This window comes from Hespellia stercorisuis DSM 15480 (assembly GCF_900142165.1).
Taxonomy (GTDB): Bacteria; Bacillota; Clostridia; order Lachnospirales; family Lachnospiraceae; genus Hespellia; species Hespellia stercorisuis.
Map to the genome: position 1 here is coordinate 77,020 of NZ_FQZY01000013.1, position 19,520 is coordinate 96,539.

A 19,520-nucleotide genomic window follows, 5' to 3' on the forward strand; every position below is an offset into this window, starting at 1 on the left:
GTAAGTAAAGATTTGCCAGTGGCAGGACTTGTAGATATAAGGAGAAGAAAAATGAAACGTTATTATACAGCAGAATCAGTAACAGAAGGACACCCGGATAAAGTATGTGACCAGATCGCAGACGCAATCTTAGATGAATGCCTGAAACATGATCCGTCTTCAAGGGTTGCATGTGAAGTGCTTGCGACAAGAGGAAATGTGTTTGTGGCAGGAGAGATCAGCAGCGGATATGAGCCGCCAGTGTTTGATGTGATCCGAAAAGTTTTAGAAGAGTGTGGATATTGTACAGATGGGATAGAGATGGATACGTTTGTACACCAGCAGAGTCCAGATATTGCGAAAGCAGTAAGTGTGTCAAAAGAATTTCGGGATAATATCGGCGCAAAGATAAGAGACAGAAGCAGGGGAGCTGGAGATCAGGGTGTTATGGTCGGATATGCGTGTGATGATACTCCGCAGCTTATGCCAATGCCGACTGTTCTGGCACACCGGATCACACGTGAACTTTCGGCTTGCAGAAGAAGCGGATATATCAAAGATATCTTTTCTGATGGAAAAGCACAGGTAACCGTAGAATATGAAGATGGAAAACCAGTGAGACTGGAAAGTGTTGTTGTTTCCTGCCAGCATGGTACAGAAAAGAGCCTGAAGAAGTTAGATGCCGAGATCAGAGAGAAGGTACTTCGCCCGGCACTCCGATTACTGCCGCCGGATGAGGATACGAAGATTCTGATCAATCCGTCAGGAAGATTTGTGTGTGGAGGGTTTGATGCAGATACCGGACTGACCGGAAGAAAACTGATGGTGGATACCTATGGCAGTATGATTCCACATGGCGGCGGTGCATTTTCGGGAAAAGACTGTTCGAAAGTAGACCGTTCGGCAGCTTATATGGCAAGGTATATCGCCAAAAATATGGTGGCTGCAGGATTTGCAAGCAAGTGTCAGGTGGCTTTGGCTTATGCAATCGGAGTAGCAGAGCCGGTTATGATTGAGGTGGATACCTTGGGTACAGGAAAAGTGTGTGCGGATGATTGTCTGGCGGCAGCAATCCCACTGGTGTTTGGAGTGACACCCGTTCAGATCATGGAATCCCTTCGACTGAATCGTCCGATTTTCCGTCAGACGGCAGTTTTTGGTCATTTTGGAAGAAAGGAGTTTCCTTGGGAGCGGACGGATAAGGTACTGGCTCTTCAGGATGCAATTCTGTAATGCCCTGGGTAACGGAAGAAGAGATTCAGGCAGCAAAAAATATGACTGCGTATGAGTATTTGCGAACGCATCAGGCACAGCGACTGCAAAAGACAAGGACCAGAAATGAATGGCAGTTGACGGATCATGACAGTTTTAAAATCAATGAACTGTCCAGCAAATGGCATTGGAAATCCAGAGATATCGGTGGCGTGTCCGCACTGCGGTTCCTGATTGAAGTAGATGGAATGAAATTTACAGATGCCGTAAAACTGTTGTGCGAAGAGAGTCCGTCTTTTATTCCGACACAGTCTGTGGAAAGGGAAAAACTGCCATTTAAGCTGCCGGAGAGGTATTGTAATTGCAGACGAATCAGGGCTTATTTAAACCACAGAGGAATCAGCGATGAAGTGATCACATATTGTATTTCACATGAAATCCTTTATGAAAGTGTCCCGTACCATAACGCTGTTTTTGTTGGGAAAGATGAATCAAGAAAAGCAAGATATGCATTCCTGCGAGGAATCTATGAAAAAAACGGGAATGGATTCAAGATGGAGCAGACCGGGAGTGAAAAAAAGTACAGCTTTTGCATTCCACCGGAAAGAGAAACAAAGCGAGTTGCCGTATATGAAGCGTGTATTGATGCATTGGCACACATGACACTGGAAGAGGGAAATAGGGATAAATATCGTCTTTCCCTTGGGGGAATCGCTGCTCCGAAAGAAAACGCACAGATACAGAGTGAACGTTTTAAAAAGCCGCCGGACGCACTGGAAGAGTTTCTGAAGAATCATCCGGAAATCAAAGAAATTGAAATCTGTACCGATAATGACTTTGCAGGGAGATGGGCGAAAGAACAGATGAAAAAACATTATGAGGGAACGTATCAGATTATCTGCAATCTGCCGGAAAAAGAAGGGGCAGATTATGCAGACCTTGCGAAAGAAAAAAAGCAGGCAAATAAATGCAGGGACAGACCATTAGAAAGAAGGTGATAGAGAATGGAAGAAAAAGGAACGATGCACGTACATCTGTTGACGGAGCTGACTGGAAATCTTTATTCAGAAGAATCCGGATGGGAAGAAGATTGGTCGGAGAGTGATGAATATGGAATGCCGTTAGATGGAACAGAACTTGCCGATTATGAAGAAGTCATCCGAGAAGAACTGGAACGCTATGGGGAAGATGATCTCATGCAGTATTTTGATGGAAGTGAGTCCATTCAGGGAAAGATACAAAGTGCAGTTGTTACAATAGAAAACAAAGACGGAATCCTGTACGGCTGTACCAAACTGGAATTAAATGAATTTTTAAGTCAGGAAGAGCTACAGGAATTCACCGAATACATTACAGGACAGTACAGTGACGGTTGGGGTGAAGGATTGGAGCAGAGGGATATGAAGGTAGATGGTGGAACTCTGAATGTGCATTTTTGGCATCCGGATATGGAACGGCCGAAAATCCATGAAGAGAAAACAGAGCAGATCCAGGCAAGGCCTAAGAAACAACGTCCCAAGTTACAACTTCTAGGACATGATGGGAACATTTTTTCCATTATGGGCGATGCCTCAACTCTTTTGAAAAAGAATAAACAGACAGCAGAAGCAAAAGAAATGCGTAAAAGAGTATTGGAGAGTGGGGACTATTATAAAGCTCTTTTGATTATCAGCGAATATGTGGAAACTGAGTTGAGTCCGCCGCCAAAAGCAAATAAAAAGTCAAAGAAGAAAAATCAGCCGGAACGCTGAGAAAAGAAAGGATGATGCCTATGACAAATGGCCTGAGTTTGGAAGAACTTATGAAAGAGGAAACATACCCGGAGGAATATGCTGAAGGGGAAAACTGGAAAATATTACATGGAGATACATTAAAACTGGTCAAAGCATTTCAGCCGGGAATCTTTGATGCAGTCATTACCGATCCACCGTATGCGTCCGGTGGAACAAAACAGAATGAAAGAAATCGTACTACAAATCAGAAATACAGCAGTATGAGTGCTACAAATGCACTTCCGGATTTTGATGGGGATAATAAAGACCAGAGATCTTGGACGCACTGGATGGCTGAATGGCTCTATGATGTGCGGAAAGCCTGCAAGAAAGGTGCTCCAATCTGTCTGTTCATTGACTGGCGTCAGTATCCATCGATTACCGATGCATTGCAGTGGGCAGGATGGATCTGGCGAGGAACAGCGGTGTGGGATAAGGGAAACTCCCGTCCACAGAAAGGCCGTTTCCGCCAGCAGGCTGAATATATTGTGTGGGGCAGTAACGGACCGATGCCGATCAGCCGTCCGGTATCTTGTCTGCCGGGTGTTTTCCGATATGGCAATCCGCAGAACCGGATTCATGTGACAGAGAAACCGTTGCAGCTTATGAAAGATGTGATCCAGATTTGTGAGCCGGGAGGTCTTATCCTGGACCCGTTTGCCGGAGCAGGAACGACTGTCCTTGCAGCGGTTATGACAGGTTATCGTGCAGTGGGAATCGAAGTGACAGATGCCTACTACAAACTGGGAAGTGACAGAGTGAAAATTGCATTAGAAGCAGAGCAGAAAGAGGATGAAAAGTAGCCGGGATGTCCAATTGGACATCTTGTTTTTTATAGAGAAGATGAGTGGCATCCAACTGGATGCAGGAAGGAGATGGAGCGTATGGAACAGGCGCTGGCTTATGTGTGCTGTTCAGCAGAAGAAAGCCGGGTAAAAGTGCAGAAATATTGCAGAAAAATCTATGAACTTGGGTATGTACCAATTTGTCCGAGATTTGTATTCTCACCATTCTTGGAAGAATCTGATGCAGAAGATATGCAGGGATATGGAAGAATGTCCCATATCCTTTTGCGGAGATGCCGGATGGTAGTCGTATGTGGAAAAGAAGTGACAGGAACAATGAATACCGAAATCAGTATGGCAGACAAACTCCATATCATTTGTACGACACTTGATGGACTGGTACAGATAAAAGAATCAAAATAAATCAGAATCGAGTCAATCCGGTGCTACAGAAACTGGCGGTACTCGTTTTGCAAGCATAGCGTTTGGATATCCAAACGCACTTTGGGGAGAACCCCAATCCCCCCAGACACAGACGGAAATGGAAAGGAAGGATCAAGTCATGTTAAGAAACGGAGTAATGATTGTAATCGCATTGATGAGCGGAGGATTTATAGGAGTGGTAGTAACCTGTTGCATGGTTGCGGCGAAAAAATCCGATGAGGATCTTGGCGGTATGATGAAAGAAGAAGAGAAAAAAGAAGGGACGGTGATGCAATGCGAAAACGAAACCATGTGATCCCTGTACGGCTTAACGCAAGGGAAGTCAGGGAACTGAATGAACAGGTCGAAAGAAGCGGTCTGAGCCGGGAAGAGTTTATGCGTTCGTTGATTTTAGGAACGCAGGTTCATGCAAAACCTTGTGAGCATCACTCTGAATTGCTCCGAAAGATTGCAGGCTTATGTAACAATGCCAATCAGCTCGCCCATGTTGCCAATGCTTCTGGAATGGCAAGTGAGCAGAGCATTCAGGAAATGTTGCGTCTTACCAAAGAAACATGGCATCTGGTAAAGGAAGAGTGGTAATGCCGGATGGCTTATACAAGTGTTATCCCCGTCCACCGCCTGGACCGTTCTATCGAATATGTGAAAGACAAAGAAAAGACCACACAGAAAGCAGACTCTCTGGAGGCTGCCATCGATTATGCCATGAACCGGACCAAGACGGAACAGGCGGTTTTTGAAGATACCATCGGATGTACCAATGAAAATGCGTATGAAGATATGGTAGCAACGAAAAGGAGATTCCATAAGATGGGCGGTGTAGAAGGATATCATCTGGTACAGAGTTTTGCAGAAGGTGAGGTGACACCGGAACTGGCACATCTCATCGGGCAGGAACTGGCAGACCGGCTCTTAAAAGGACAATTTGAAGTCGTCATAACAACACATCTTAATACCAGACACTATCATAATCATATTGTCTGGAATTCTGTAAGCATGGTAGACGGACATAAGTACCATAGTAATGCCAAGAGTTATTATACGGAGATCCGCAAGATTTCCGATGACTTGTGCAGAAAATATGGTCTGTCTATCATTGAATCCAATCAGAAAAAATCAATCCCTTATGTACAGTGGAAAGCAGAACAGGAAGGAAAGCCGACATGGAGAACGGCGATCCGTTTGGATATCAGGGAATCGGTACAGGAAAGCTACTCCTGGTCACAATTCTTAAAAGAGATGGAAAAGCGGGGATATACATGGAAACTGAACCGGAAATACATCTCTTTAAAAGCTCCGGGGATGGAACGGTATATCCGTCTGCGTTCTCTTGGAAAAAATTATTCTGAAGAGGAAATACGTGGGCAGATATTACAGTCAAAGGTGAAACGAGGCTATCAAAAGGCACTTCAGATTCATCCAAGAAAGAAACTGACCGGGATTCAGGCACTGTATTATTCCTATTTATATCAGATGGGTGTACTGCCAAAAAGACCGAAAAGGAGTCCATACGCTGTCAGGGAGGATATCCGGAAACTGGACCGCAGGATTGAACAGATTGAATTTCTAATGAAACATGACATCACAACCAGAGAGCAGCTTGCCGGATACCGAGAACCATTGCAAAAGCAGATTGCGGAACTTATGAAAGAACGCAGAAGATTGTATCGGAATGGGGAAAGCAAGACAGGTGAAGAACGCTTGCCCGAAATCAATGAGGAATTGAAGCGACTACGCAAGGAAGTCCGTATGACCGTTCAGATTGAAAAGAATTCCTTGGAAATCGAAGCGAGACTTCAGAAAGCAGAAGAACAGAGCCAGAATGAAAAACGTGTGGAAGATAAAGAAAGAATACAGAAGAGTCAGGAGGTGAGATAAGTATGAATTATGGAGCAGAACCGGCTGATCAGGTGGTACGGTACAGTCTGGAAGGAATGGAATACTCTTTGAAGATTACCGGAAATGTGGCAAAGCACGTGGCAATCTTTATTGCGGCCGCCCTGAAAGATCAGAAAAAGACAAGAGGGAAAACAAGACTTACCAGAATGTTAAAGGAACAGCGCCCGATGAAATTTTTTACCGTTCCGGGCGACCGACTGAAAGAATTTGCAAAAGAGGCCAAGGCAAGGGGCATCTTATATGTAGTTATCAAGGATAAGGTGAATCCGGATCAGACAGAGGTCATGGTATTTGCAGATGATGCAGCAAAGATGAACCGGGTATTAGACCGGATGAATCTGGATTTTGTAAAAGCAGAATCAGGCTCTATGGTTACAGAAGCAGTGGAAAAAGAGAATGCACCGGAGAAGGCAGAGAACCAGATGGAAAAAGAAACCGGGGAGAATGTACGGACAGAGACCGTTGTCCTGCCGGAAGGCAAGATAGAATTTGAACTGGACGATGCGGAAGAAATGTTTCAGATTGGAGATGAAGTTTTCCCAGAAGGAAATTTTACACAGGCGCAGGAGGGGGAAGTAAAGAATCCATCCGAACCTTTCTCGCGCAACAGAAATACTTCTTCCGGTCGGGAAACTAGCTGGGAAGAAAAAAATGAAAAACCATCTGTGCGGAAAGAACTCGGAGATATCCGCAAGGAGCAGGAAGAGAAACGTAAACGGCCGGACAGACGGAAAAATGCCAGAGAGAGCCGGAAGAAACGTAAGAATATGAAAACGAAAGGCAGGTAATGTATATGGATTTAACAGATATGATTTCAGGTGGAACGGAAGAGCAGGTTCCAGAGCAGAAGTTGACCAAGGAAGAATATGCAGCCAAAAAACAGCAGGAAAGAGAAGAGGTATGGGCTGAAGTAGATTCACAGGCACAGGGAGTTTTTCAGGATGGAGAAAAACTGAAAGGTTTTCTGGATTTTATGGCAGAGTGTAATACACAGAGAACACCGAATCTGCTTTTGATCTATGGACAGCATCCGGATTTTAAGGTGGTAAGGTCTTATGAACGCTGGAGAGAAGAACACCGTTCGGTCAAAGCCGGGGAACATGGCATTACTTATATGATTTCCACTGAATATGAAAAAGATGGAGAAATGCGGAGAGGGTATACGATCGGAAAAGGATTTGATATCAGCCAGATGACAGGGAAGCCATTGGAAGAACGCCCTCAGCGAAGCTTGACAGAACTGGTAGGAGCTGTCTTAAAAGACCAGTCGGTACGTGTGCAGATTGAGGATAATCTGCCAGACAAAGTGCAGGCCCAGTACAATCCAAGATATCGTACCATCTATATCCGCAACGGAATGAGTGAAGTAACGACATTCCATGCACTGAACAGGGAACTGGCTTGTGCAGCGATGGATCAGCATACAGGAACTTACAGCCGACAGAAAGTCAGCGCACAGGCTTATTGTGCGGCTTATGTGATTGCGAAACGTTATGGTGTGGATGTCACCGGATTCAATCTGGAGTATATTGCACAGAGAAATGAATGTGGAAAGAAAGACCCACAGGAGCTGAGAGACTTTTTAAATGATGTCCGTCAGGCTTCCTACAGTATCCGAAACCATATCGAACGGAATTTTGGTGCAAAGGAACAGGAGTATGTAACCGATGAGTTCGCAATCGGAGACCCTGTAAAAACACCGGAAACCAAGGATGAAAAACCATCTGAAAAAGCATCCGGAAAAGAGAAAAAAGCAAAGAGCCAGCCGGAACGATAAAAGTGAAAAAGTTGGACGGTTGGAGTAGCTATTACGGAGGTCTTGTGATATGGTTGGTGTAACAAAAAAAGGAGGTCAGCCAGATGACAAAATACTATTTGAAGATGGATAACATTATGAAAAATATGTTCGTGGTGGCACTGAATGATGAGCTGCAGGCACAGAGTGAGCAGGACGAATGTTTGGAAGAAACGAAAGCTCTTCTGAAAAAAGTAAGTGAATACGACCTCGCCCAGAAACGACTGCAGATTACAGCCGGGGAACAAAGGCAGATCCGTAAGGCACTGAACAGACTCAGAAGTAAATATCTTGCAGCCGGAAGATACAGTGATGGAATAGATAAAGTTATTATTCAGGTTGCAAAACCGAATACTAGCAGACACATGTTCTGGTAGAGAAAGGAGTGGTTGATTGGTCATTTATTCAAGAGAAAAAGTGGCAAGACTTAGAGAACAGTATCCGGCAGGAACAAGAATCTGTCTGAATTCGATGGATGGAGAAGCGGGTATGCCGCAGGGACTGGAAGGAACTGTGCAGTATGTGGATGATGCGGGTCAGCTCGGTGTTAAGTGGGACAACGGCAGAAGTCTCTCACTGATACCGGGAGTGGATTCCTTTCATAAGAAAGAAGGACAGGGACATCCAGAAGAAAAGCCACGCAAGAAAAGAGAATCTGACTTGCAGAGATAAGTACAAAAAAGCAGGACTGGGTTCTGTATCTTGTCTTTCTGCCATTTGTCTGGTGGGCGGCAGCGATTACCGCTTGTGCCATTACACCGGATAGGAATTTTATTCAAATCTTAGAAACGCTGAGCGAAAAACTCGAACAGCCGTTTTTTATCACGTATACACCGTATACGTTCAAATGTATTCTGATATTCACAGCAGCCTATTTCTTAGGCATTGGTATTTATGAATCCCAAAAAAGAAATTATAGAAGAGGCGTGGAACATGGTTCCGCAAAATGGGGCAACGTGTCCGAAATCTGCAGACGTTACTGCGAAAAACAGTACACCCAGAATCTGCTTTTAACACAGCATTTCCGCATGGGACTGGACGGTTATAAGCACAAACGAAATCTAAATGTGTTGGTAGTCGGAGGTTCAGGAGCAGGAAAGAGCCGGACGTATGCAATCCCAAACATCATGCAGTGCAACTGTTCGATGGTGATTACTGATCCCAAGGCAGAACTTTTGCGTAAAACCGGAGGCGTTCTGGAACGGAATGGATATGAAGTCCGGGTTTTTGATTTAATCAATCCGGAGACTTCCTGGTGTTATAACCCGTTTGCGTATGTCCGGGATGATAAGGATGTACTGAAGCTGATCAATAACCTGATCCGCAACACAACACCGAAGGGAGCGCAGAGCTCAGACCCATTCTGGGAGAAGTCCGAGACTGCACTTTTACAGGCACTTATGCTGTATTTGCTGCATGAAGCTCCACCGGAAGAACAGAACTTCCCGATGATCATGGAAATGCTTGGAAGCGCACAGGTCAAAGAAGATGATGAGGATTACCAGTCACCATTGGACATTTTGTTTGAAAGACTGGAAATGCGGGACCCGGAGAGTATTGCGGTCAAGCAGTATGCCATTTATAAGCAGGCGGCCGGAAAGACTGCAAAGTCGATTTTAATCTCGGTTGGTGTCCGTCTGGCAGCTTTTAACCTGAAACAGATCGCCAACCTGACCTGTACGGACGAACTGGACTTATACAGTATCGGGGAGAAAAAAGTAGCACTGTTTTGCTGTATTCCAGATGCGGACACCAGTATGAATTATCTGGTCGGCATGATTTACAGCAATCTGTTTCAGACACTGTATTATGTGGCAGACCGGAAGTACGGAGGAAGGCTTCCGATTCCGGTACACTGCATTATGGATGAATGGCCAAACGTAGCCTTGCCGGATGATTTTGACAAGATTCTGGCAACCATGCGTTCCAGAGGGATTTCCTGTAGTATCATCATCCAGAACATTGCACAGATGAAAGCCTTATTTAAAGACTCGTATGAGAGTCTGATCGGCAACTGCGATGAATTTTTATATCTGGGTGGAAATGAAAAAGAAGGACATAAGTATGTCTCGGAATTATTGGGAAAAGAGACATTGGATACCAATACCTACGGACAGACAAAAGGGCGTAGCGGCAGCTATTCGGTGAATTATCAGCAGACAGGAAGGGAACTTTTAACACCGGATGAAATACGGCTTTTAGATAACCGCAAAGCGATTTTGTTTATTCGTGGGGAGCGTCCGATCATGGACGATAAATATGATTTAAAAAAGCATGTGAATTTCAGATACACAGAGGACGGTGGTGCATCGCCTTATGATTATGCGAAAACACCACTGGCTCACGACGACCTAAAGATTGACATTAACAGATTAGACGATTACGAACTGCTGTCTACCGAGGACATCCTTGGTGAATAGCAGTTTTTTGATGGATTGGAGTGATGTGTATTGAAGAAACTTCTCACAGGAGAAAAAAATAGAACAAAAAAGAATACAACTGAAAAAATGATAACCCCGATGCCGATGGGGAGAAAACAGAAAAAGTGGATGAGCCTTTATATGGCACTGGTACTGACCGTAACGGTTGGAGCAACGACCGCATTCGCAGCCGGAGATCCGTTGTCCGTTATCAATAACCTGTCTACCTTTATTTTTTCTCTGATTCGTGCGATCGGTTTGATTTTGCTTGGATTTGGTGTTGTGCAGGTTGGTCTGTCTTTAAAAAGCCATGATCCAAGCCAGAGGGCAAATGGATTTCTGACACTGGCCGGAGGGGTAATTATTACGTTCGCCAAAGAAATCCTCGATTTGATTATGGCGTAAACCTCTTTGAAAAAATATATCAGGAAACAGCAGGAGTGCCGGAAGGTACTCCTGTATTCAAAAATATGTTTAAGGAGGTGAGAGTTTTTGAGTGATAACTGGATTGTACAGAATCTAAACTCAGCACTATCCACATGGAGTGAAAAGATGGCAGAACTGTGGACTCTGCTGACTGAAAATCCGGCAACTTTTAAGGGCGGCGGCATCTGGCGGATTATGGTAAATATTAATGATGCACTGACAGCCATTGCTTATGGATTACTGGTATTATTTTTCGCAGCCGGAATCATAAAAACGTGTGGCAGTTTTACAGATCTGAAAAAGCCGGAACATGTGCTAAAAGCATTTATCCGTTTTGCACTTGCTCAGGGAGCAATCACATACGGGATGGAACTTATGCAGGCACTGTTTTCCATTGTGCAGGGAATCGTGACAACCGTAATGAGCGGCTCCAGTATGGCAGGAAGCGTGACAGAACTGCCAACGGAGATTGTAGATAAGATTGAGAGCGTGGGAATGCTGGAATCCATTCCATTGTGGATTGTCACACTGCTTGGCAGTCTGCTGATCACTGTATTGTCATTTGTGATGATCCTGACAGTGTATGGCAGAATGTTCAAAATCTATATGTATACGGCAATCGCCCCGATTCCGATTTCCTCATTTGCAGGAGAACCCACGCAGTCCATCGGAAAGAACTTTATCCGTTCTTATATAGGCGTGTGTCTGGAAGGGGCAATTATTGCACTGGCATGTATTATCTTTTCTGCTTATGCGGCAAGCCCTCCGGCTGTCGGAGATACGGAGCTGAGTGCAGTTACAATCGTGTGGAACTATGTAGGAGAACTGGTATTTAATTTACTGGTGCTGGTTGGAGCAATTAAGGCATCTGACCGTATTGTCAGAGAAATGATGGGACTTGGAGGTTAAAAATATGGATACAAAGAAAACATTAAGATATAACTGGGAATTCGGACGTGAGACAGTAGCGATACGAGTGAGCTCTTATCGGAGCAATGGAAATTTATATGTAGGACTCTGCCATAAGGAAGGGAGAGAATGGGAAGATTTTGGAGATGTAACCGTCAATCTGCCTTATGAGTTTATAATGCCAAATGAGGCTTTTATAACAGGAGATTTTACCAAGGATATGCTTCATTTTATCAAGGAACATAAACTTGGAAAAGTGTTGAATGAAACAGGAAGATCAGGATATGCAATCTATCAGAAGGTAGCGTTTGACCTTGCAAGACTTGCGGAGTTTGATTCGGAAGGCGTTGCGGAACACTGTAAATTTGCAGGGATAGAAGTACCGAAAGAAAAACCACAGAAAACGAAGAAACAAAACAGGGGAAAGGAACGATAATTTATGGAAGTAAAGATGAACAAAGAAATCCGGGACTATCAGGAATCCATGTTTATGGGACTAGACCTGCGGCAATGTGTGTGTTCAGTTCTTGCCATCCTTACAGCAATCGGAATTTACTTTGGAATGCGTGATATTACCGGACAGGAAATAACCGGATGGCTGTGTGTGCTTGGTGCTGCTCCATTTGCTGCCTGTGGCTTCTTCAAATATCATGGTATGACAGCCGAACAGTTTTTATGGGCAGTGATTAAATCCGAATTGCTGTATCCGAAGAAACTGGTGTTTCAGTCGGAAGATATCTACTACTCCTGCATGCAGGAGACCATCTCGCTGGGAGAAAAGAATCAAAAGGATGGAGCGGAAATCATAAAAGAGCGGGAGCAAAAAGCAGAAGCAAAACAGAGAAAGAAACGCAAGGGAAGGAGTGATGCCTTTGATTAAAACCTTAAGTCAGGCACTTCGGATGGATAAGGAACGCTTCAAAGTTCCGAAATCCGTCCAACAGGCAATTCCCATCCAGCGAATCTGGCCGGATGGAATTTTTCAACAGGGAACGAAATTCTCAAAAACATATCGTTTTACAGATATCAACTATTATATTGCGAGTAAGGACAATAAGACAGAAATGTTTCTGGATTATTCTGAACTCTTAAATTCACTGGATTCCGGCATTTCTGCCAAAATTACCATCAATAACCGGAGAATCAATAAAGAAGAATTCGAAAAGTCTATTCTGCTTCCAATGAAGGAAGATGGACTGGACCACTATCGGGAAGAATACAACGAAATGCTCCTGTCTAAGATTACAGGAACAAACAACAGCATCTATCAGGAACGGTATCTGACCGTCAGTGTACATAAAAGATCGATTGATGATGCAAGAACCTATTTTGCACGTATCGGAACAGACATCGTAACACATCTGGCAAAGTTATCGTCCACAGCAGAAGGACTGGACGCAGAGAGCCGGCTCCAGATTTTCAGGGATTTCTTCAAGGGAGATGTCCCACAGGCATTCCCATTTGATCTGAAACAATTTGCCAAGAAGGGAACAAGTTTCAAGGACTGGATGTGTCCGGATTCTATGGAATTTGAACGGGACCATTTTAAAATCGGTGACAGATACGGAAGAGTCCTGTATATGCAGGATTATGCAAGTTATGTCAAAGATGACATGATTTCAGAACTGTGTGACTTCAGCCGGAATCTGATATTGTCGATTGACATCCTGCCAGTCCCTACGGATGAAGCAGTAAGGGAAATCCAGAACCGACTGCTTGGTGTGGAAACCAACGTGACCAACTGGCAGAGAAGGCAGAACGCTAATAATAACTTCTCGGCAATCGTACCATACGATATGGAACTTCAGAGAAAAGAAACCAAGGAAATGCTCGATGATCTGACAACCAGAGACCAGCGTATGATGTTCGGGATTTTGACAATGGTACATCTGGCAGACAGCAAAAAGCAATTGGATTCCGATACGGAACTGCTTCTGTCAATCGCAAGAAAGCATCTGTGTCAGATGGCAACATTAAAGTGGCAGCAAGTGGACGGACTCAATACAGTGCTTCCTTATGGACTGCGAAAGATCAATGCCCTGCGTACACTGACAACGGAATCAACGGCTGTTTTAATCCCGTTCCATACACAGGAAATCCTGCAGCCGGGAGGTATCTATTATGGGCAGAATGCAGTCAGCAAGAACCTTCTGGTAGCCGACCGGAAGAAACTGATGAATGGAAACAGTTTCCGGTTGGGCGTCAGTGGATCAGGAAAGAGCTTTTCAGCAAAAGAAGAGATTGTGCATCTGGCATTGAGTACCGATGACGATATCCTGATTCTTGATCCGGAGTCCGAATTCACAAAATTAGTAGAGGCCTTGGGTGGACAGGTTGTAAAAGTATCTGCGACATCAGACAATCACCTGAATGCAATGGATATGGATGCGGCCTACGGTAATGAAAAGAATCCACTGATTGAAAAATCGGAGTTTATTCTGTCTGTGTTCGAACAGTTGGTTGGAGCAGGAAATCTGTCGGCAAAAGAAAAGTCGATTCTGGACCGCTGTGCTGCAGATGTGTACCGGGATTATATCCGAAGTGGTTATACAGGGGAAGTTCCGACGCTGAAAGATATGTACCGACAGTTGATGTTGCAGCCGGAAGAAGAGGCAAGGGGACTTGCACTGTCATCCGAACTTTTTATCAACGGAAGTCTGAACACCTTTGCACAGCCAACTAATGTGAATAAGAAGAACAGGATCATGGATTACGATATCCGGGAACTGGGGGAACAGCTTATGCCTCTTGGAATGCTGGTTACCTTAGACAGTATTTTTAACAGGGTAATTCAGAACTGGAAAGAAGGAAAAACTACATGGATATTTGCCGATGAGTTCTATCTGTTATTCCGCTATGAATACAGTGCAAATTTCTTCTACCGACTGTACAAGAGAATCAGAAAATACAATGGATTCGTGACAGGTTTAACCCAAAATGTTGAGGAACTTCTGAAATCGGACACTGCAAGACTGATGTTGGCAAACAGTGAGTTTTTGATTCTTTTGAATCAGGCAAGTACAGACAGGGAAGAACTGGCAGCTCTTTTGAATATTTCTGAGAATCAATTGTCGTATATTACCAACGTAGCAGTCGGCAGTGGTCTGATCCGATGTTCCGGGAATATCGTTCCGTTTGAGAATACGTTTCCAAAGAATACAGACCTTTATAAACTCATGACAACAAAACCGGGAGAATCATAATGAAGAAAAAAGAAGAAGTAACGATCACTTTTTATGCTGCAGAGTGTGGGGAGTTCCATGACTTTGGAGAATATACAAAATGCAAAACGCTGGAAGAGGCATATAAAAAGTACCAGAAGTATTGTAGAACATCTGCCAATATGTGTCCGGCTATTGAGTTTTCTATCCATGATCCGGACTCTATTTATTCAGATATGGAATATCCATTGCCGTTGTCATCAAAAGACAGGGGTGATTTGGAGCTTGTGCCATATTACAACGAGCATCCACTGGTAAATGAAGCAATCAGACAGGTGGAGCAGTTACAGAAACAGCAGGAAAAAAAGAAACATCGGGATGTTTCCCGATGAGATAAGAGATACGGAAAGAGGGTGACCGGATGAGAGATATCAAGGAACGGGTAAGGGATAAGAATCCGAAGATTCGAAATCCGGCTGCCCGACTTCCGAAAGAACTGGTTCGCTCGGCTGTACTGGAAGCAAAAGAAAAGCCAAGGGACCTACATGAAAAAAGCAGTGGGCAGTCAGACTCCCCGACACAGTATGGTACTGAAAAAATAGAATCCGTACAGTACAGGGCGGCGAGTGTGGCAGGAAAAACCATAGGGAAAACCACATATCGAGGTGGGAAAAAACTTGCCGGAGTGACCTACAGGAAGATAAAGGAAAGAAAAAGCAGACAGGAAGAAGCAAAAGCCGCTGAAGAAGCAATGGAGCAGGGGGCAGAAAGCGGAAAGAAATTGATCAAGCTGAAACCGGAGCATGCAGCACTTGCCAAGGAAAACGGTAAACGGCAGGTAAAAGCAGCACCGAGAGTGGTAATAGTATCCGGTCTGTCTCAAGAAAAAATAAAGACACAGGCATCCATACAGACACAGCAGGTGGAAAAGAGCCTTCAGGCGATGCAGAAAGCAAGAGCAGTACAGATGGCAAGAAAATCAGTACAGGCATCGGCAGAAAGTGGAAAAGCAGTCCTTCAGGTAAAAGGAAAAGGCTCAAAGTTATCCGTACAGGGAATTACAGCAACGATTCAAAAAGGGGGAGTAGCTCTTGAAAAAATGGGAAAATGGATTGCTGCCGGAGGCGGTGCATTTCTTCTGGTATTTATTCTGATTGCAGGAATCATTGCAGGAGCAGCCTTCAGCAGTAGTTCGGAAAGCTCCGAATCTCTAAGTGATGAGGTGCTGGCTTATACTTCGGTGATACAGCAGTACGCATCCCAATATGGCATTCCAGAATATGTGTCTGCGATACAGGCGATTATGATGCAGGAATCCGGGGGAAGAGGAACAGACCCGATGCAGTGTTCGGAAAGTCCGTATAATATAAGGTTTTCACACAGCCCCGGTTCTATTACCGATCCGAATTATTCGATAGAGGTGGGAGTACAGACCTTTGCAGACTGTATCAGTCAGGCAGGAAGTAGCAGCCCACAGGATATGGACAAGTTAAAACTTGCATGGCAGGGATATAACTATGGAAACGGGTACATAGGATGGGCGTTGCAAAGAGGCGGATACACAGAAGCCAATGCTTTACAATTTTCACAGGAGCAGGCAGCTTCGCATGGATGGAGCAGCTATGGAGATCCCGAATACGTTCCCCATGTGATGCGGTATTATTCCGGTGGCAGCCTGTTTGCTGGTTTGTTTGGAAATCAGCAGATTGTCTCGGTGGCAATGGGGCAGATCGGAAACAGCGGTGGCCAGAAGTTCTGGAGCTGGTATGGATTCGACAGCAGGGTAGAATGGTGTGCCTGTTTTGTAAGCTGGTGTGCAGACCAGAGTGGTCTGATAGAGAGTGGGAATGTTCCAAAATTCTCCTTGTGCAGTGATGGTGTTACCTGGTTTCAGGGAAAGAACAAATGGCAGAGCGGTGGAACAACCCCATCAGCCGGAATGATTATTTTCTTCGATTGGGATCACGATGGAACATCGGACCACGTAGGAATTGTAGAAAAATACGAAGGTGGAAGAGTTTACACGATTGAGGGAAATTCCAGTGATCAGGTACGGCAGAGAAACTATGCAGTAGATTACAGCTCTATAATGGGATATGGACTGATAAATTGACGGAAATATAAAAAAGAAAAGTTACTCTTGTAATCGTGGGTAAATTGCGACAAAATAAAAAAAAGAACTAGTGAAAAAGAAGGGATCCTCTCATGAATCAACAAGAAATATTCGAATACATCAAAAAGCAATATCCAGCCAACCCGGAGAGAATCACACAAAATGGAAAGCAGATCATAATCTTTAAAAACCAAAGAAACAACATTCCTTATGCTATTTTTTATCAATCAGACAAATCTGTAATGTCAATCATGGAAGTTCAGGCAGAGTCAGATATGATAAGCAATTATATCGAAATGTATCACTTTGCTCCGGCAAAGTACATGAATCAGAAACATTGGCTGGCAGTTTCAATGGATGGGACTGTCAGTGATTCGAAAGTTTTAGATATGCTTGATATGAGCTACGATATCGTTGATGAACAGGAAGAATGTCAGAGAAACAAGAAATGGACAGTCGGATAGAAGAAATAAAGTGGGATGATAAATCGGGATTGTGCGCCCAGGTAAGGGCGAGTAGTCTAGCAGGTGAAATGTCTGCCTGGTAAGGTCTAACCAACCGCCAGTAGCGAGTCTTGGGTGACTGCCAGTAATGGCAGTTGCTAAGCGTAGACAGCGAGAAAATAGAGAGTGTGATTGAGCCTCGAAATTTTGACATCTAGAAGGCTGACGCTTTAATTCCAGCGGAAAGCAACACAAATCAAATCGTCATGGTAAGAAATGGTTTGCTTCTGCGGGGGGCAAAGAGCACTTTATATTTTACATTGTGACTATTCAGTCAACTGGGGAGAGCCTGTTGTTTCTTGCCAAGGCAAGTATGGCAAGCATTATACGTTTACTTGTTAGAATATCAGTCTGGAAAACGAGTTTCTCATAAACGAGTTTTGGAACTTTCTTATGAGGATGTGAAATCTGCTAAAAATGGATTGATTGTCATTACACCGGATTTTGATAATTTTACTACAAAACTTATTGCGGCAGATGAATATTCAAAATATTTGACAGAAACGCCAATTTTGGAAGGGGTTGCAAAAAGAGAGAAGAGGATGCCATGGAATCGTTGATTTGATGATTCCGTGGCATCCTCTTTTGGAGGGGAAACTGGATTTATGACATTATAGATTTCATAACCTATTTCTTATTTTTCGGTACTCTCTTGGGGAATATCCTTTCAGCTTGTGGAAAAGCCGGCTGAAATAAAGCTGATTATCATACCCGACAATTTTAGAAATTTCATTGATGGAATAGGTTGTTGTTTCAAGTAACATCTGGGCATTGTTAATTCGGATTCCCACAATAAACTGCATTGGTGTAGAACCTGTGTATTTTTTGAAGTTTCGGATAAACCAGCTGACACTCATTCCACGTGAGGCAGCATAATCATCTATGCTAATATTCTGGTTATAATTTTCACTGAAAAAGGTAACTGCGTTATCCATCTCGTGATCCAGGTATTCATTTTTTAAGATATGTTCCCTGGTCAGTTCTCGATGAAAGATAATAAGAAGATGACGGAGCAGAAGGACAAGCATTTCTTCATAATTATCCTGGCAGCGTTGAAGCTCGATGATGATACGCTTGAAAATCTGTTCGTATTCCATAGAGGTTCCGACCTGAAATACACGCTCTTTATCCGGGAATCCATATTGCCGTAGGATATTTTTTACATTATTTCCTGTAAAATGAATCCAGTATACTTCTGTCTTATCTTCCCCATAATATTCATATTTCTGAAGTTCCTTCGGTCTGTACAGTACAATGTTACCGGCTGGAACAATCGTTTCGTTATCCACATTGTCAAAATGAAAATGCCCACAACCAGCAGTGATGTAAATAATCTGATAATCCAGGCGTCCCCTTGGACGGTAGGTTGGTAGCTTTGGATGACTGGAAAGGCGGTAAGTGCCGCAGCTTCCTACAATCAGTGGGCGACTTTTGTCTTTGAAATCCATATGGGAGTGGTTTAAATAACCGGTATTCATATACATAGGGCAGCACCTCTTTTCCTACTTTTTATCATTGTATCATTTAGTGCATATTTTGTCTAATCCAATTCATAGACATATTTTGCAAATTAGGATAATGTATATATAGCAAAACAAAGAAACGTAAAGATAAAAGTAAAGGACAAGATTTGCTGCGGGAAAACAAAGTGCAAAAAAATGTATATGTATTGAAGGAGAGTTATTTATGATTGTACCACGTTATTATGAGGATTTAAGCGTACTGCATGAAAACACAATGCCAGCCAGAGCCTATTATATTCCGGCATCCAAAAGAATGGATCACCTGGTGGAGCACAGGGAAGAGTCAGACCGTATGCAGTTATTGAATGGAACTTGGAAGTTCCAGTATTTTAACAGCATCTATGATGTTCAGGAACCTTTCTTTGAGAAAGATTATGATACAGAAAATTTTGATGAGATTCAGGTTCCGAGTGTATGGCAGATGGCAGGATATGACACACACCAGTATACCAATATCCGTTATCCATTTCCATTTGATCCGCCATATGTACCACAGGATATTCCATGTGGAGCATATGCACATACCTTTGTTTATCACAAAGATGAAAATGCACCAAAAGCCTTCTTGAATTTTGAAGG

General features: G+C 43.7%; 24 protein-coding genes. 23 read left to right on the forward strand and 1 reads right to left on the reverse strand.

Going from position 1 to position 19,520, the window contains the following annotated elements:
* The first annotated feature begins 51 nt into the window (after nt 1–51).
* The 22 genes from metK to BUB85_RS05420 all read left to right on the forward strand — a co-directional run bounded on the left by metK (nt 52) and on the right by BUB85_RS05420 (nt 17,978).
* The gene (metK, locus tag BUB85_RS05320) at nt 52–1,212 is read left to right on the forward strand and encodes a methionine adenosyltransferase (RefSeq protein ID WP_073106512.1); all 1,161 of its coding nucleotides are present in this window, start codon (nt 52–54) and stop codon (nt 1,210–1,212) included.
* Complete coding sequence (locus BUB85_RS05325; protein WP_073106515.1) at nt 1,212–2,189, forward strand: DUF3991 and TOPRIM domain-containing protein; 978 nt, start codon at nt 1,212–1,214, stop codon at nt 2,187–2,189. Before metK ends, BUB85_RS05325 begins: the two co-directional genes overlap by 1 nt.
* 6 nt (nt 2,190–2,195) lie before the next feature.
* Nucleotides 2,196–2,942 (forward strand): hypothetical protein, encoded by a 747-nt coding sequence (locus BUB85_RS05330; protein ID WP_073106517.1) that lies wholly within the window; start codon nt 2,196–2,198, stop codon nt 2,940–2,942.
* A 20-nt stretch (nt 2,943–2,962) separates the two neighbouring features.
* Nucleotides 2,963–3,766: a DNA-methyltransferase gene (locus BUB85_RS05335; protein ID WP_330392235.1), complete on the forward strand. Its 804-nt coding sequence runs from the start codon at nt 2,963–2,965 to the stop codon at nt 3,764–3,766.
* 81 nt (nt 3,767–3,847) lie between these two features.
* A complete protein-coding gene (locus BUB85_RS05340; protein WP_200803545.1) occupies nt 3,848–4,171 on the forward strand; it encodes a DUF7768 domain-containing protein in 324 nt (107 codons plus the stop codon).
* Nucleotides 4,172–4,310: 139 nt separating this feature from the next.
* Entirely contained in the window at nt 4,311–4,487 is a 177-nt protein-coding gene (locus tag BUB85_RS21125; protein WP_118463598.1) for a DUF3789 domain-containing protein, read from the forward strand.
* The gene (locus tag BUB85_RS05345) at nt 4,466–4,774 is read left to right on the forward strand and encodes a plasmid mobilization protein (protein WP_073106526.1); all 309 of its coding nucleotides are present in this window, start codon (nt 4,466–4,468) and stop codon (nt 4,772–4,774) included. The genes BUB85_RS21125 and BUB85_RS05345 overlap by 22 nt, the downstream gene beginning before the upstream one ends.
* Before the next feature lie 6 nt (nt 4,775–4,780).
* A complete protein-coding gene (locus tag BUB85_RS05350) occupies nt 4,781–6,070 on the forward strand; it encodes a relaxase/mobilization nuclease domain-containing protein (RefSeq protein WP_073106528.1) in 1,290 nt (429 codons plus the stop codon).
* A 2-nt stretch (nt 6,071–6,072) separates the two neighbouring features.
* Nucleotides 6,073–6,879 (forward strand): PcfB family protein, encoded by an 807-nt coding sequence (locus BUB85_RS05355; protein ID WP_073106531.1) that lies wholly within the window; start codon nt 6,073–6,075, stop codon nt 6,877–6,879.
* Nucleotides 6,880–6,884: 5 nt separating this feature from the next.
* On the forward strand, nt 6,885–7,868 hold the full coding sequence (locus BUB85_RS05360) for an ArdC family protein (protein WP_073106567.1): 984 nt from the start codon (nt 6,885–6,887) through the stop codon (nt 7,866–7,868).
* Nucleotides 7,869–7,951: 83 nt separating this feature from the next.
* On the forward strand, nt 7,952–8,263 hold the full coding sequence (locus BUB85_RS05365; protein ID WP_044927369.1) for a hypothetical protein: 312 nt from the start codon (nt 7,952–7,954) through the stop codon (nt 8,261–8,263).
* A gap of 16 nt (nt 8,264–8,279) precedes the next feature.
* Nucleotides 8,280–8,558, forward strand: a complete 279-nt coding sequence (locus tag BUB85_RS05370) for a DUF4314 domain-containing protein (RefSeq protein WP_024852684.1) — start codon at nt 8,280–8,282, stop codon at nt 8,556–8,558.
* Between the two features lie 23 nt (nt 8,559–8,581).
* A complete protein-coding gene (locus BUB85_RS05375; RefSeq protein WP_256147852.1) occupies nt 8,582–10,306 on the forward strand; it encodes a VirD4-like conjugal transfer protein, CD1115 family in 1,725 nt (574 codons plus the stop codon).
* An 87-nt stretch (nt 10,307–10,393) separates the two neighbouring features.
* Nucleotides 10,394–10,711, forward strand: a complete 318-nt coding sequence (locus tag BUB85_RS05380; protein WP_044927371.1) for a glutamyl-tRNA amidotransferase — start codon at nt 10,394–10,396, stop codon at nt 10,709–10,711.
* Between the two features lie 87 nt (nt 10,712–10,798).
* Complete coding sequence (locus BUB85_RS05385; protein ID WP_173689658.1) at nt 10,799–11,641, forward strand: hotdog family protein; 843 nt, start codon at nt 10,799–10,801, stop codon at nt 11,639–11,641.
* A 4-nt stretch (nt 11,642–11,645) separates the two neighbouring features.
* Nucleotides 11,646–12,077, forward strand: coding sequence for a DUF4313 domain-containing protein (locus tag BUB85_RS05390; RefSeq protein WP_073106537.1), 432 nt, complete (start codon nt 11,646–11,648; stop codon nt 12,075–12,077).
* Nucleotides 12,078–12,080: 3 nt separating this feature from the next.
* On the forward strand, nt 12,081–12,521 hold the full coding sequence (locus BUB85_RS05395; RefSeq protein ID WP_023923453.1) for a PrgI family protein: 441 nt from the start codon (nt 12,081–12,083) through the stop codon (nt 12,519–12,521).
* A complete protein-coding gene (locus BUB85_RS05400; protein WP_330392236.1) occupies nt 12,514–14,844 on the forward strand; it encodes a VirB4-like conjugal transfer ATPase, CD1110 family in 2,331 nt (776 codons plus the stop codon). The genes BUB85_RS05395 and BUB85_RS05400 overlap by 8 nt, the downstream gene beginning before the upstream one ends.
* Nucleotides 14,844–15,194 carry a hypothetical protein gene (locus BUB85_RS05405; protein ID WP_073106543.1) on the forward strand — a complete coding sequence of 117 codons (351 nt, stop codon included), beginning with the start codon at nt 14,844–14,846 and terminating at the stop codon, nt 15,192–15,194. The genes BUB85_RS05400 and BUB85_RS05405 overlap by 1 nt, the downstream gene beginning before the upstream one ends.
* Nucleotides 15,195–15,223: 29 nt before the next feature.
* The gene (locus BUB85_RS05410; protein WP_073106546.1) at nt 15,224–16,915 is read left to right on the forward strand and encodes a lysozyme family protein; all 1,692 of its coding nucleotides are present in this window, start codon (nt 15,224–15,226) and stop codon (nt 16,913–16,915) included.
* A 92-nt stretch (nt 16,916–17,007) separates the two neighbouring features.
* Nucleotides 17,008–17,379: an MmcQ/YjbR family DNA-binding protein gene (locus BUB85_RS05415; RefSeq protein WP_073106549.1), complete on the forward strand. Its 372-nt coding sequence runs from the start codon at nt 17,008–17,010 to the stop codon at nt 17,377–17,379.
* Between the two features lie 338 nt (nt 17,380–17,717).
* Entirely contained in the window at nt 17,718–17,978 is a 261-nt protein-coding gene (locus BUB85_RS05420; RefSeq protein WP_227036170.1) for a hypothetical protein, read from the forward strand.
* A 60-nt stretch (nt 17,979–18,038) separates the two neighbouring features.
* Here the strand turns inward: BUB85_RS05420 and BUB85_RS05425 are convergent, their stop codons facing one another.
* Complete coding sequence (locus BUB85_RS05425; RefSeq protein ID WP_073106552.1) at nt 18,039–18,902, reverse strand: AraC family transcriptional regulator; 864 nt, start codon at nt 18,900–18,902, stop codon at nt 18,039–18,041.
* A gap of 202 nt (nt 18,903–19,104) precedes the next feature.
* Between BUB85_RS05425 and BUB85_RS05430 the strand changes: the two genes are divergently transcribed.
* On the forward strand, nt 19,105–19,520 hold a 416-nt coding region (locus BUB85_RS05430; RefSeq protein WP_330392237.1), incomplete at its 3' end, for a sugar-binding domain-containing protein.

Excerpts from the sequence above, each read along its gene's own strand:
- metK (WP_073106512.1), top strand. The coding sequence starts at position 52 with ATGAAACGTTATTATACAGCAGAATCAGTAACAGAAGGACACCCGGAT.
- BUB85_RS05325 (WP_073106515.1), top strand. The coding sequence starts at position 1,212 with ATGCCCTGGGTAACGGAAGAAGAGATTCAGGCAGCAAAAAATATGACT.
- BUB85_RS05330 (WP_073106517.1), top strand. The coding sequence starts at position 2,196 with ATGGAAGAAAAAGGAACGATGCACGTACATCTGTTGACGGAGCTGACT.
- BUB85_RS05335 (WP_330392235.1), top strand. The coding sequence starts at position 2,963 with ATGACAAATGGCCTGAGTTTGGAAGAACTTATGAAAGAGGAAACATAC.
- BUB85_RS05340 (WP_200803545.1), top strand. The coding sequence starts at position 3,848 with ATGGAACAGGCGCTGGCTTATGTGTGCTGTTCAGCAGAAGAAAGCCGG.
- BUB85_RS21125 (WP_118463598.1), top strand. The coding sequence starts at position 4,311 with ATGTTAAGAAACGGAGTAATGATTGTAATCGCATTGATGAGCGGAGGA.
- BUB85_RS05345 (WP_073106526.1), top strand. The coding sequence starts at position 4,466 with ATGCGAAAACGAAACCATGTGATCCCTGTACGGCTTAACGCAAGGGAA.
- BUB85_RS05350 (WP_073106528.1), top strand. The coding sequence starts at position 4,781 with ATGGCTTATACAAGTGTTATCCCCGTCCACCGCCTGGACCGTTCTATC.
- BUB85_RS05355 (WP_073106531.1), top strand. The coding sequence starts at position 6,073 with ATGAATTATGGAGCAGAACCGGCTGATCAGGTGGTACGGTACAGTCTG.
- BUB85_RS05360 (WP_073106567.1), top strand. The coding sequence starts at position 6,885 with ATGGATTTAACAGATATGATTTCAGGTGGAACGGAAGAGCAGGTTCCA.
- BUB85_RS05365 (WP_044927369.1), top strand. The coding sequence starts at position 7,952 with ATGACAAAATACTATTTGAAGATGGATAACATTATGAAAAATATGTTC.
- BUB85_RS05380 (WP_044927371.1), top strand. The coding sequence starts at position 10,394 with ATGATAACCCCGATGCCGATGGGGAGAAAACAGAAAAAGTGGATGAGC.
- BUB85_RS05390 (WP_073106537.1), top strand. The coding sequence starts at position 11,646 with ATGGATACAAAGAAAACATTAAGATATAACTGGGAATTCGGACGTGAG.
- BUB85_RS05395 (WP_023923453.1), top strand. The coding sequence starts at position 12,081 with ATGGAAGTAAAGATGAACAAAGAAATCCGGGACTATCAGGAATCCATG.
- BUB85_RS05405 (WP_073106543.1), top strand. The coding sequence starts at position 14,844 with ATGAAGAAAAAAGAAGAAGTAACGATCACTTTTTATGCTGCAGAGTGT.
- BUB85_RS05410 (WP_073106546.1), top strand. The coding sequence starts at position 15,224 with ATGAGAGATATCAAGGAACGGGTAAGGGATAAGAATCCGAAGATTCGA.
- BUB85_RS05415 (WP_073106549.1), top strand. The coding sequence starts at position 17,008 with ATGAATCAACAAGAAATATTCGAATACATCAAAAAGCAATATCCAGCC.
- BUB85_RS05425 (WP_073106552.1), bottom strand. The coding sequence starts at position 18,902 with ATGTATATGAATACCGGTTATTTAAACCACTCCCATATGGATTTCAAA.